The organism is Pseudomonas soli, from assembly GCF_900110655.1.
In the GTDB taxonomy this organism is placed as follows: Bacteria; Pseudomonadota; Gammaproteobacteria; order Pseudomonadales; family Pseudomonadaceae; genus Aquipseudomonas; species Aquipseudomonas soli.
On the sequence record NZ_FOEQ01000005.1, the window covers coordinates 313,679 to 324,621 of the forward strand.

Consider the following 10,943-nt stretch of genomic DNA (forward strand, 5'->3'; position numbering starts at 1 on the left):
AGGTTCTGGTTTCAATCTATGGAAAGCGTCCCTCTGGCCCAGGGCCGATAGCGAAGGGCGAACACGGCTTCGGCGTGGCAGTCTCCGCTCAGCGCCGGCTGCGCAGGTTCGGCGCGGAACGCTTGGCCAGGTTTGCTGACCTGGCGAAATGCCTCGCGCACGATGCCCACCCGGCAGGGCAGGGCCTGTTCGTAGCCTTGGCGTACCAGCGGCGCCAGGCGGCCTGTGCCGGCGCCGTCCTGCCACCAGACGTTCAGGCCAAGGCTGGCCAACTGCTCCAGCCACGCGCCATTGACCCGCGGCGACAGCTGGCCGGAGCTGAACGCGCTGATATGCAGGGGCTTTTCCAGTTGCCGGTTAAAAGCCTGCAATTGAGTATGCAGCGCATCGCGCCTGGCCGGGTCGCGAAAGTGCAGGTCGTCCAGTTCCATGGGCAGGTACCAGCCGGCCACCGGCAGCGCCCATTCGGCCTTGAGCTGCTGGTATTGGGTGAGCGAGCGTCCCAGCTGCGCCTTGAAGTAACTGTTCAGGCCTTCGCCGTCGAGCTGTTCGAGGCGCTGGTAGTAGGCCGGATCCATGTACAGGCCGAGCACCAGCTCGAGGCCTTGGGCCCGCGCTTCGCGCAGGCTCCCGGCCAGCCAGCCCTTGGAGCCTCCAAAGTCGCTGTCGCCGTAGGCGCTCCACTGCACGATCAGGGTCTTGCCGCCCTGGGCCACGGTGGCTCGCCACAGGTTTTGCCACTGCGCCGGGGTGACGTTCGCGTCACGGTTGAGCGGTTGGTAGAACAGGCGCTGGTCGGCCTGGGCGGGTAGCCACAGGATCAGCAGGCAGAGAGCCAGGAAGCTACGCATCAGAAGTTCATCTCCACACCCAGCAGCACGCCGTTGCCGCGTTTGTAGAGGTTGCCGCCCAGTGCCTGCTGGTACTCGGCGCGTACTTTCAGCGAGCCGCGATAGGCGTTGTAGCGGTCGTCGTCGAACCACCACTGCCAACGTACGCCGACCCCGGCGCGGGCGTCCTGGCGCCAGTCGTTGCTTGGGTCCTGGCTGGCAAACTCGAGGAAGCCGTAGGGCATGATCGTCTGCGGCGACTGGCTGGGCAGTTTCCACGCATGGCCCTGCTGGAAGCGCGACAGCCAGGCATGGTCGCCGGCGCGGGTCCACCAGGCGGCGTCGAGGTAGAGGAAGCGCTCGTCCCAGTCGTCCTCGTCGATACGCCAGTCGTTGCGGTACTTGCCCTGATCCAGGAACGAAGCCGTGGCGCGCAGCAGCAGGTCGTTGCTCGATTCGGCGTTGTGACGCAGGTCGCCCCAGTTGCCGCCGACCTTGGCCGGGCTGAGCAGTTCGCCCAGGCTCAGGCCGCTGTAGTGCGTGCTGTCGATCTGGCGCTGGTGGTACAGCTCGGCGTACAGGTTGAGGTTGGCCTGGCCGAGCGGCTTGTAGCGCAGGCCAACACCGGTGCCCATGCTCTGCGCGTAGTCGGTGCGGCTCTGGCCACCGAACAGCACGCGGCCATACACCGACAGGGTGCTGCCATTGCGGCTGGGCTCTTCGCCCAGGGCGTGGTCCCACATCGCCAGTTGCACGTTCTGCGAGCGGGCCCGGCGCGAGGTGCCGCTGCGTTCGCCGGTGTCGAGGAACTTGTCGTTGGTCGAGGTGCCGGCGGGCGACCAGGTGCTGGCCAGGGTGATGCTGTCGCGGCGCGACAGGGTTTCATGGGCGCGGCGCTGGCGGTACTTGCGCGCCTCCAGGCTGCCGTACTCATCGTCGCCGTCGACCAGGTTGCGCTCCACGTCCAGTACCCGGCGCAGCTCGCGGCGGGCCGAGGCACTGTCCTCGACCTCGTCGTAGCGCAGAGCCAGGGTCTCGCCCAGGCGGTAGTCCTCGGGGAAGTCGCGGGTGGCGCGCTCCAGGTAGGGTATGGACTGGCGGCGTTGCTGCTTGTCCGCCGAGCCTGCCAGGCGCATGCCGTAGTCGGCGCGGTAACGCGGCTGGTCGGGCGCCAGGCGCACGGCCTCGGCCAGCCAGGCGCTGCTCTGGGCGCTGTCGCCAGCCTGCTGGGCGGTACCGGCGGCGGCGTAGTAGTGATCGGCGCGCGGAGCATGACGCAGCGCTTCGCGCTGGAAGGCCAGGGCCTGCTGCGGGTCGCCCTGGCGCTGGGCAATGGCGGCGCCCAGCGCCCAGTCGTCGGCACTCTGGTGCGCCGCCGCATCCCAGTGGCGGCGGGCGGCGTTGGCGTCACCGGCGTTCAGCGCGCCACGGGCGGCGGTCAGGCGCGCATTGTCGGTCCAGGCGCTGGCCGGCAGGCTATTCCAGATCGGCAGCGCCGCCTGGGAGTCGCCGGAGGCTTCCAGGGCGTAGGCCAGGGGCAGGCGACTGCCGCTATCGCCCAGGCGTTCGGCTGCCTGGTAGTAGACCACCGCTTCGCCTGGCTGATCAGGCATGGCGCAGCGCCCCAGGGCGCGATACTGCCCGGCTTCGACCGGGGTGGCCGGGATGGCCTTGCGCACGGCGTCGCACTGGCCGGCTTCGGCCAGGCGGCCCAGTAGCTGGCCACGGGTGACGGCATCGACTCGTGGCACCAGGGCAAGCATGCGCGGACTGTCCAGCGGGCCGTCGTTGCGTGCGTAGAGGTTGCCCAGGCGTTGCAGCAGCGAGGGCGTCAGCCTGCCCTGATGACGCGCGTAGGCGTTGTCGAGCAGCTGCCGGGCGCGCTCGCTCTGGCCGCTTTCGAGCAGCATGAAGCTGGCTTGTTCCAGGGCGGCGAGATCGCCAGTCTGTCGGTAGCGTTGCTCCCACTGCGCCGCGGTGCGCGGTTGCGCAGGCTGCGCGGGGTCGCCATACAGGCGCTGCCTGAGGATGGCATAGCTGCGCGGATTGTCGCGGGCCTGGCATTGGCCGAGCTGCTCGCGGGCCAGCTTCAGGTCCTTGTGGGACAGCCAGTCGACGGTCTCCAGGCACGGGCGTTGCAGTTCATTGCTCAGCTGGCGCACCAGCGGCGCATCATCACCTTCACGGGCCAGCTCCCACAGCTGCTGGCGCTGCTCGGGGTGCTGCAGTTGCTCGGCGGGCAGGCTCTGCAGCCAGCGCTCGGCCTGCTGGTTGTGGCCCATGGCGATGGCGCGGTTGGCCATGGCCAGGCGGGCGCGGGTCGCCGCGTCCTGGGAAGGTGCGCTGGCCAGGAGTGAGTTCAGGCCCTTTTCATCGAGCTGCTGGATATACGCATTGGCCAGGCGCTGCCAGTCCTGCGGGGGCAGTTGGCCCTGGTCGGCCAGCGGCTGCAACTGGTCGATGGTCTCTCCCCAGTTGTGCAACTGCTCGGCGAAGTTGGCCCGGGTCATGCGCAGCACCATGCCATCGTCGCGTACCGGCAGATGGTTGAGCCACTCCAGGGCCTTGGCCGCGCCGCCGAACTTGGCCAGGCTGACGCTGTAGGCCTGCCACAGGCGCACGCGCTGCTGGCCCTGGCTGTCGGCGAGCCAGGCCTCCACCTGGCTCGCGGCCGGCGGGTCCTGTTCGATCCAGGTCAGGCGCAGCTCCAGCAGGGCATCGGCGTGTTCGGGATTGTCGTCGAGGTCTTCGGCGATGGCCTCTGCTTCCTTGTAGCGACGCTGATGGGCCAGGGCTTCGGCCAGCAAGGCGCGGGCTTCGTTGTTGTTCGGCACGCGCCCCAGCACGTGGCGGGTCAGGCGCTCGACCTCGGCCCAGTTGTCCTTCTGCGCCTCCCGATAGCCACGCTCCATGAACGGGTAGCTGGTGAAGCGCTGGAAGTCGGTCATCGGCTTGGTCGGCGCGGCCAAGGCGGAAGAACACAGCAGCAGGCTGGCGATGGTCAGGGAAAGACGGGGCGTCATGCCACCTCCCGGGTCAGGTCGTAGGCGGCCTGCTGTTCGCTGGCCTGCTCGGCGAGGGCTTGCTGCAGCACCTCCTCGGTGATGATGCCGCGGGCGATCAGGTGTTCGCCCAGGCTCTGCTGCTCAGGGTTGAAGTCGATCAGGGCCTGGTTGAACAGGGTCACCGGCACCATGCCGCGCACCTGCAGCAGCGAACCGAGCATCACCTGGTGGGTGCCGACCCTCTCCAGCAGCGCGGCATCGTCCTGGTGACGTTCGAGAACCTCGAGCATTTCCCGGGTCTCGGGTTTCTGCCAGGGGCTCGGGTAGTGATAGCGCAGGCCCAGGGTCACGCGCCCCTGCGGCGCCAGGCGGGCACGCACCGGGCGCTTGAGCTGGCGGCTGATGACCCCCAGCGAGACCTGGCTGACCGGGCTTTCGCTGGCCAGCACCAGGGTGTCGCCGTCTTCGTCCACCGGCAGCACGCCGTAGTGGGTGGCGAGCTTGCGCGGCAGCTTGGCGATCAGCGCCGGGGCGATCTTGAACGGATTGAGCGGTGCCCAGGGCAGGTCCAGTTGCTCGGCCAGGGTCTCGACCAGCTGCTCGCTGGTGAGCCAGCCGCGCAGCAGCAGCTCGCGGCCGAGGCGTCGGCGTACCGGGCTGGTGATGGCCTGCTCCAGCTGTTCTTCGCTGATCAGGCCTTTCTCCACCAGGCGATGGCCCAGCGGGGTGCGTGCCGGGGCGGCGAGGGCAGGGAACTCGTGGGTGGTCTTGTCCCAGGCCACCCGCCGCGAATCGCCCATCTCCATCACCTGGCGCAGGGCGCGCAGGTTGGCGAAGAAGTTGACGAAGTTGCTCCACATCATCCGTGGTGCCGAGAGCAGGCCTTCGAACACGCCGTAGTAGCGGGTTACGAACCAGAATCGCTGGAACAGGCGGTTGAACAGCAGCAGGCCGTTGAGCCACAGCAAGGTGCTGAGCAGCGTGCTGTCGCTGAGGATCGACATGAACCGCCACGACTCCGGCGCGATCACCGTGACCAGCCACATCGCCAGCAGCACCAGCAGCAACAGGTTGACCAGGAAGCTCAGCAGGTAGGCGAACAGCCCGCGGCGGTCGCGCCAGAGGAAGTAGTTGAGCGCGCCCTTGCGGCTCCAGCCGAGGTTGCTGGTGCCCTGGAACACGATGCCGACGATCCACCGCGATTTCTGGCGGATGGCGTGCTGCCAGTCACGGGGGAAATGCTCGCGTACGCAGATCACCTGGGCGAACTCGCGGCTCATGCCGGGGCGCCACTCCTGTTTGAGGGCCAGCGCCGGGTCGGTAATGGAATAGCGGGCGAAGATGCATTTCATGCCTTTCTGCTTGAGGCGGAAGCCGATGTCGTAGTCTTCGGTGAGGCTCTGCACATCGAAGGCGATGCCGTCGCCGTCCTCCAGCAGCGCGCTGATCGCCCGGCGGCTGAAGCAGGTGCCGACCCCGGCGCTGGGCACCTGGCCGGTGAGCGCCTCGCGCACGATGACGTCCTTGCCGTGGTTCTCGGCGAACTCGTCGACGTAGTGGCCGGCGGTGAAACCCTTCCATTCCGGGGCGTAGGGGTACACCGGGATCTGGATCATGTCCTTGTTCGGCAGCAGGTAGTTGAACAGGCGCAGTTCCATGGGCGAGATGACGTCCTCGGCGTCATGCAGGATGAAACCGGCGAACTCGATGCGCGCGTCCTGCTGGAAACGCAGGATGGCGTCGATGATGTTGTTCAGGCAGTCGGCCTTGCTGGTGGGGCCGGGACGGGCGCAGACCACCTTGTGCACGTTGGGGTAGTGCAGGCACACGGCGTCGACGTCGGCCTGGGTCTGCGGGTCGTTGGGGTAGGTGCCGACGAATATCTGATAGTTCTCGTAGTCGATGGTGGAGGCGGCCAGGCGCGCCATCTCGCCGACCACGCCGACCTCGTTCCAGGCCGGCACCATGATCGCCAGGGGCTTTTCCGGCACCTCGAACAGGCGCTTCTCATCGGCCTTGTCGAACTTGTCGTAGATGCGGAAACGTCGGATCAGCTTGCGGCCCCAGTAGCACAGGTCGATGAACAGGTCGTCCAGGCCCAGCAGGAACATCAGCGTCGCCAGGACGATGGCAAGGATCTTCAGGCCGAACAGGACGTAGGTGAGGAAATCGATGAAGGCCAGGCTCATGCGTTGTCCCGTGCGGCGGATTGCTCGGCGAACCAGCGGCTCAGGCGTTCGGCGATGCGCTCGCTGGCGTGGCCGTCGCCGAAGGGGGTGTAGACCTGGGCCATGCGCTCATAGGCAACCGGGTCGTCGAGCAGTTGGCTGGTCTCCTGGACGATGCGCTCGGTGAGCGTGCCGACCAGCTTGACCGTGCCGCCCTTGAGCACAGCGGGGCGCTCGGTGACCTTGCGCAGCACCAGCACCGGCTTGCCCAGCGCGGGGGCCTCTTCCTGCACGCCGCCGGAGTCGGTGAGGATGATGTGCGCGCGGTTCATCAGCCAGACGAAGTGCGGGTAGTCCTGGGGCGCGACCAGATGGATGTTGTCGCGTCCCGAGAGCACGCTGTACACCGCGTGCTGCACCTGCGGGTTGAGGTGCACCGGGTAGAGGAACTGCACGTCCGGGTAGCGCAGGGCCAGTTCGGCCAGGGCCAGGCAGATGCGTTCGAAGCCGCTGCCGAAGTTCTCCCGGCGGTGGCCGGTGATCAGCACCATGCGCTGGTCGTCGCGCAGCACATTGAGCGGGGAGTCGGCGGCGGGGCGCCAGTTGTCCTTGTTCAGCTTGTCGCGCATCCACAGCAGGGCGTCGATCACCGTGTTGCCGGTGACCTCGATGTGCTCGGGCGGCACCCCTTCGCGGATCAGGTTGGCGTCGGAGTCGCGGGTGGGGGTGAAGTGCAGGTCGGCGAGCACGCCGGTCAAGCGCCGGTTGGCTTCCTCGGGCCAGGGCTGCTGCAGGTTGCCGGTGCGCAGGCCGGCCTCGACATGGCCGATGGGAATGTGACGGTGGAAGGCGGCCAGCGAGGCGATGAAGCTGGTGGTGGTATCGCCGTGGACCAGGACGATATCGGGCCTGACCTGTTCATAGGCCTGGTCGAGCTTGTCCAGCAGGTCGCGGGCCAGGCCGTTGAGGGTCTGGTTCTGGGTCATCACCTGCAGGTCCTGGTCGACCTCGAGGCCAAAGGCGGTGAGGACCTGTTCGAGCATTTCGCGGTGCTGGCCGGTGGAGCAGATCTGCAGGTCGACCTCGGGCCAGTCGCGCAGGACGCGGGCCAGCGGGGCCATCTTGATCGCTTCGGGGCGGGTACCGAATACCATCATCACGGTGTAAGCCATCGTGTAGTTCCTCGTTCGATTCCCTGGACGAAGTTGTACGACGTGTCGCTGCTTGCAGTCATAGATACAAGCAGTGGATCACAGGGTTGTCCAATGCGCGGCATGCCTGCGGCGAGTGCCGGGCAGGCCGTGGCCGAGCGGGCGCGGGGCATGGGTAATGCCGGTGGTGGAAGGCGCCGGACGCCAGGGGTGGGTGTTGCGGAAACGTTTATGCTAATTTTTCTTGATTGAACGGTCAGTCAATAAAGTATTTCTGACTTTTTCTTGCGGCTTTCTTCTTGTAGTTTTGCAGGTCTTTTCTTCAGGGAGCTGAACATGCAAGGCAAGGCGCGCAAGGTCGTCCAGGCCATCCTTTACGAGGCCATCGCCGTGGCCTGCGTGGCGCCGGTACTGGAGCTGGCATTCGGCGCGGGCATGGCGCAGTCGACGGTATTGTCGATCCTCATGTCGGGCATCGCGATGAGCTGGAACATGGCCTACAACTGGGCCTTCGAGCGCTGGGAGGCGCGCCAGCACCAGCGCAGCCGCACCTTGCTGCGGCGCCTGCTGCATGCCTTGGGTTTCGAGGGCGGGCTGGTGCTGATCCTGCTGCCGCTGGTGGCGTACTGGCTGGATATCGGCCTGTGGGCGGCGCTGGTGACCAACCTGGCGTTGTTCGTGTTCTTCTTCGTCTATGCGTTCGTGTTCCAGTGGGGTTTCGACAAGGTTTTCGATGTGCCGGTTTCGGCGCAGGAAGTGGCGAAGGGCTGCTGATATCGGGGGCTTTTCGCACAAGCCCCTGGGATTCCCCTTTGTATCGCTCATCGCCAATAATCCTCCATCCACCCTTGCCAGGCTCGCATCAATGCCGCGCCCGATCATCCTGCCGCTCGCCGAGAACTATCGCCATGGCGAGCACATCGCCCCGCACTGCCATGACCGCGCCCAGCTGATCCATGCCATCAGCGGCGTGGTCACGGTCAGTGCCCGCGAGGGCAACTGGGTGGTCCCCCCCGGGCGCGGTGTGTGGGTGCCGGCGGCCGTCGAACACGAACTGCGCATGGCCGGCGTGGTGCGCATGCGCACCCTGTTCGTCGACCCGGGCGCGCGCCCGGACCTGCCGCGCCAATGCCAGGTGATCGAGATCTCGCCGTTGCTGCGCGAGCTGATCATCCGTGCCATGGACATCGCCCCCGATCATCCGGCGCAAGGCCGCGAGGCGCGGATCATGCAACTTATCCTCGACGAGATCCGCGTGCTGCCGGTGTTCGCCCTGCATGTGCCAAGCCCGCATTCGGCGCATCTGCAAAGGTTGTGCGAGGCGCTGCGCCAGGCGCCGTCCGAGGACTGGGGCCTGGCCCGCGCCGCGGCCCACAGCGGCCTGAACCCGCGTACCCTGACCCGCGCCTTCCAACGCGAGACCGGCCTGAGCCTGGTGCAGTGGCTGCGGCGCATGCGTCTGTTGGCCAGCCTGGATGCCCTGGCGGCCGGGCAGTCGGTGCTGGAGGTGGCGCTGGACCTGGGCTACGACAGCCCCAGCGCGTTCAGCGCAATGTTCCGTCGCACCCTTGGGGTGTCGCCATCGGTCTACTTCGGCAGGACCGCCGAGCGCTGGTAGGCCAGCCCCGGTGCTTCGTCCCAGCCGCCGCCCAGCGCGGTGAACAGGTTGACCTCGGCCAGCAACTGCGCCAGGCGATCACTGATCAGGCCTTGCTGGGCGCTGAACAGCGAGCGCTGCGCATCGAGGAACGTCAGGCTGCTGTCGATACCGGTGCGGTAGCGGTTCTCGGCCAGGTCATGGTAGCGCTGGCTGGCCTCGACCAGGTCGCGCTGGGCCTGCAGTTGCTGCTGGTAGGTGGTGCGCGCCGCCAGGCCGTCGGCCACCTCCTGGAAGGCGGTCTGGATCGATTTTTCGTAGCGCGCCACCTGCATGTCCTTTTGCAGCTTGGCGTAGTCGAGGCTGGCGCGCAGGCTGCCGGCATTGAACAGCGGCAGGTTCACTTGCGGTTGGAACAGCCAGCTGCCGGTGCCGGCATCGAACAGGTCGGCCAGCTCGCGGCTGCTGCTGCCGGCGTTGGCGGTCAGGCTGATGCTCGGAAAGAACGCCGCCCGTGCCGCGCCGATGTTGGCGTTGGCGGCCTGCAACTGGTATTCGGCCTGGCGGATATCGGGCCGGCGTTGCAGCAGGTCGGCGGGCAGGCCGGCCGGCACCCGGGCGATCTGCTCGTCGGCCAGGGGCAGGGGCGGCAAGTGCTCATCGACCTGCGCGCCGACCAGGCGCTGCAACTGGTTGAGATCCTGGGCGGCCAGGCGGGTATAGCGCGCCACGGCGGCGCGGGTGCTGTCGACGCGGGTGGTGGCCTGGATCTGGTCGAGCGCCGACAGCGTGCCGGTGCGGCGCTGGCGTTGGGTCAGGCGCAGGCTTTTCTCGTCGGCCTGCAAGGTCTGGCGCGACAGGGCCAGCAACTCCTGGTCGGCGCGCCAGGTCAGGTAGGCGCCAGCAACGCTGCTGATCAGGCTGAGCTCGGCGCCGCGCCGGGCTTCGTCGGTGGCCAGGTAGGTCAGCAGGGCCTGGTCGCTGAGGCTGCGCAGGCGGCCAAACAGGTCCAGTTCGTAGGCGCTGATGCCGACGGTGGCCGATTGCTGGGTGCTGATCACGCCCTCGCCACCGGTACGTCGCCGGGGCAGATACTGGCGCGTGCCCTGGGCATTGGCGGCGATCTTCGGCAGCAGTTCGGCGCGCTGGATGCGGTACTGGGCGCGGTACGCTTCGGTATTGAGCAGGGCCACGCGCAGGTCGCGGTTGTTGGCCAGCGCGGTGTCCAGCAGTTGGCGCAGCACCGGGTCGCGGAACACTCCCTGCCAGTCGCGAGGCAGCGCCGTGGTGGACGGTCCGCCTCTGTAGGCGGGGCCGCTTGGGTATTGCTCGGCGCTAGGAGAGGGGGGGCGCTGGTAGTCGGGGGCCAGGCTGCAGCCGGACAGTACAAGAGCAAGCAAGGGCAGGGTGATTCGCGGCATGGCAGGGTCTCTGGGTTCAGGTGCCGGCCATCCAGCGGGCCAGGCCGTGGCGTCCGCTGACACCGAGCTTGGCGGTGGCGCGTTTGAGGTAGGTCTCGATCGAGCTGCTCTTCACGTTCAGGCGCTGGGCCATCTGTGGCACCGTGCCGCCGGTGAGCAGGCCGATGCACACCTCCTGCTCGCGGCTGGACAAGCGGATTGCGTCTTGCTCCAGGCGCTCGGTGAACACCTGGCGCAGCGACCCGGCCTCATCGGGCAGCAGGCCGCCCGGGCGGCGACTGGCCGCCTGCAGGAACAGCTGGGCGTGATGCTCGACCAACGGCAGCAGTGTGTCGGACAGGCGCTTGAGCAGCGACAGCTCGGCCAAAGAGAACATTCCCTCGCTGCGTAACCGTTGGCAGCAGATGACCCAGCGTCGGTTGCCGCTGCGCGATACCAGGTTGCACTGGTGCACGGGGGCGTTTATCTGGATCAGCAGCGGGTCTTCCATGCGCATGATGCTTTGCAGCAGGGGGTGGCGCAGGGGCTCCTGAACCGGTGTTTCCTCGGGGCGGCCGGCACTGCCCAGTACCTTGACCTGGCGGATGCTGGCCTGGTCGCTGTCGAGGGTCCACTCGCTGAGGTCGAGCCGATGGATCGGCACCTGGTCGCCGATCAGCTGGAGCATCTGTTCGGCGAAGGTGCTATCGCCGGTGCTGGCAACCAGTGCCCCCAGTTGCAGGTACAAGTGCGGGTCGTGGCAGTGTTCGAGGCTGTCGATCAGCTTCATGT

The 10,943-nt window shown here is 67.3% G+C and carries 8 protein-coding genes; 2 read left to right on the forward strand and 6 right to left on the reverse strand.

Features of this window, described 5'->3' with window-relative positions; genetic code table 11:
• Positions 1-11 precede the first annotated feature (11 nt).
• From BMY03_RS14305 to wecB, 4 genes are read right to left on the reverse strand one after another with little or no spacing between them, the layout of a single operon-like run.
• Positions 12-851 (reverse strand): DUF4434 family protein, encoded by an 840-nt coding sequence (locus BMY03_RS14305; protein ID WP_094011427.1) that lies wholly within the window; start codon positions 849-851, stop codon positions 12-14.
• On the reverse strand, positions 851-3,853 hold the full coding sequence (locus tag BMY03_RS14310) for a phage receptor (protein WP_094011428.1): 3,003 nt from the start codon (positions 3,851-3,853) through the stop codon (positions 851-853). Before BMY03_RS14310 ends, BMY03_RS14305 begins: the two co-directional genes overlap by 1 nt.
• Positions 3,850-6,024, reverse strand: coding sequence for a cyclic di-3',5'-guanylate-activated glycosyltransferase NfrB (nfrB, locus tag BMY03_RS14315; RefSeq protein ID WP_038706347.1), 2,175 nt, complete (start codon positions 6,022-6,024; stop codon positions 3,850-3,852). Before nfrB ends, BMY03_RS14310 begins: the two co-directional genes overlap by 4 nt.
• The gene (gene wecB / locus BMY03_RS14320) at positions 6,021-7,175 is read right to left on the reverse strand and encodes a non-hydrolyzing UDP-N-acetylglucosamine 2-epimerase (protein WP_094011429.1); all 1,155 of its coding nucleotides are present in this window, start codon (positions 7,173-7,175) and stop codon (positions 6,021-6,023) included. Before wecB ends, nfrB begins: the two co-directional genes overlap by 4 nt.
• Positions 7,176-7,490: 315 nt before the next feature.
• Between wecB and BMY03_RS14325 the strand changes: the two genes are divergently transcribed.
• Both BMY03_RS14325 and BMY03_RS14330 read left to right on the forward strand, forming a co-directional pair.
• On the forward strand, positions 7,491-7,928 hold the full coding sequence (locus BMY03_RS14325) for a PACE efflux transporter (protein WP_046855196.1): 438 nt from the start codon (positions 7,491-7,493) through the stop codon (positions 7,926-7,928).
• 91 nt (positions 7,929-8,019) lie between these two features.
• On the forward strand, positions 8,020-8,772 hold the full coding sequence (locus BMY03_RS14330; RefSeq protein WP_038706346.1) for an AraC family transcriptional regulator: 753 nt from the start codon (positions 8,020-8,022) through the stop codon (positions 8,770-8,772).
• Here BMY03_RS14330 and BMY03_RS14335 read toward each other — a convergent pair.
• Complete coding sequence (locus tag BMY03_RS14335; RefSeq protein ID WP_094011430.1) at positions 8,742-10,172, reverse strand: efflux transporter outer membrane subunit; 1,431 nt, start codon at positions 10,170-10,172, stop codon at positions 8,742-8,744. The two genes, BMY03_RS14330 and BMY03_RS14335, sit on opposite strands and share 31 nt — an antisense overlap.
• 16 nt (positions 10,173-10,188) lie before the next feature.
• Positions 10,189-10,941 carry a helix-turn-helix transcriptional regulator gene (locus tag BMY03_RS14340; protein WP_094011431.1) on the reverse strand — a complete coding sequence of 251 codons (753 nt, stop codon included), beginning with the start codon at positions 10,939-10,941 and terminating at the stop codon, positions 10,189-10,191.
• Positions 10,942-10,943: the final 2 nt, after the last annotated feature.